This window comes from Tenacibaculum sp. MEBiC06402, from assembly GCF_049239625.1.
Lineage (GTDB): Bacteria > Bacteroidota > Bacteroidia > Flavobacteriales > Flavobacteriaceae > Polaribacter.
In genome coordinates this window covers 1-735 of the sequence record NZ_JBMKKT010000082.1, presented here as the reverse complement: position 1 = coordinate 735, position 735 = coordinate 1, and the positions used below count along the sequence as shown (strand labels likewise).

Below are 735 nucleotides of genomic sequence, written 5' to 3'. Positions count from 1 at the left end.
CCGCAATTAATTATACACCTTGTTGTGCTTAGTTATTTTAATTCCACATTTGTTTTAACTTATTCCAAATGCTCTTATTTTCATTTTTCTCATTCCCATTAGAGGAATTCGTTTTTTTGCTTTCATATTGAATTCCAATTATTGGAAATGCTACTTCTTTTATGTAGTCCATAATCCAATCTTGGGCATTTAAGACGTCTGTTTTCCGTTTTTTAAGCTCATTTGCAACTCTGTTAATTAAGTTTTGATTGCCCTTGTCAGAATTGCTATTGTCATAAATTATTACACAAAGTGCCTCAATCAGAATGTTCCTTTTTTGTTTCAAAATTTGATGGTTATCCAAAACCTCTAAAATCGTTTCAATATTTTTTTCTTCGGCTAACATTAAGTCTTCATCCTGTTCCATAAAAAAATAATCAGGATTATTTGCCCATTCAAGTAATAAATCAATTTCAAAATCAGGTTGAGGATGCGAAAGTGAGGTAAAGTCCTTATTTCCACATTTCGAACATTTTTGACTCCAAATTTCTTTTTCTTTTAAACCAAAAGCAGCTTCTTTTCTTGTCACTTCAATTGAATCGACATTTCCACACTTACAAGCTTTTTGATATTCGTATTTCATTTTCTAATTAAGCACAACGTATTTGTATAACTGTTGTTACGGGATTAAAGTTACATATTTTGTTTTAGAACTAGCGTTAGTAATTACCGAGTGGATTCGGACGAAGTCGAATC

At 31.0% G+C, this 735-nt stretch carries 1 protein-coding gene; it reads right to left on the bottom strand.

Going from position 1 to position 735, the window contains the following annotated elements:
* Nucleotides 1-37 precede the first annotated feature (37 nt).
* Nucleotides 38-622 (bottom strand): hypothetical protein, encoded by a 585-nt coding sequence (locus ACOSP6_RS01920; RefSeq protein ID WP_422092360.1) that lies wholly within the window; start codon nt 620-622, stop codon nt 38-40.
* Nucleotides 623-735 lie beyond the last annotated feature (113 nt).